This window comes from Pseudomonas juntendi (assembly GCF_009932375.1).
GTDB classification, from domain to species: domain Bacteria; phylum Pseudomonadota; class Gammaproteobacteria; order Pseudomonadales; family Pseudomonadaceae; genus Aquipseudomonas; species Aquipseudomonas juntendi.
This window is the reverse complement of sequence record NZ_BLJG01000543.1, coordinates 1-369: the sequence shown is the minus strand read 5'-3', so window position 1 is coordinate 369 and position 369 is coordinate 1. Positions and strand designations below refer to the sequence as shown.

Genomic DNA, 369 nt, shown 5'->3' with positions numbered 1-369 from the left:
TACCTGGTCAAACCGTTCGAGCCCAAGGCGCTGCTCAGCCTGGTCGAGCGGCATGCGGCCGGCCGGGTCACGGGCGAAGAGGGGCCGGTGGCCTGCGAGCCGGCTAGCCGCCAGCTTCTGGAACTGGCGGCGCGCGTGGCGCGCAGCGATTCCACCGTGCTGATTTCCGGTGAGTCTGGTACCGGCAAGGAAGTGCTGGCGCGCTACATTCACCAGCAATCCCCACGGGCGGCCCAGCCCTTTGTGGCGATCAACTGCGCGGCGATCCCCGACAACATGCTCGAAGCCACCTTGTTCGGGCACGAAAAGGGCGCCTTTACCGGTGCCATTGCCTCCCAGCCCGGCAAGTTCGAGCAGGCCGAGGGCGGC

At 67.8% G+C, this 369-nt stretch carries 1 protein-coding gene; it reads left to right on the top strand.

Going from position 1 to position 369, the window contains the following annotated elements:
* Positions 1-369 (top strand): sigma-54-dependent transcriptional regulator (locus GYA94_RS27175; RefSeq protein ID WP_167524241.1); only part of this gene is annotated, 369 nt, incomplete at both ends.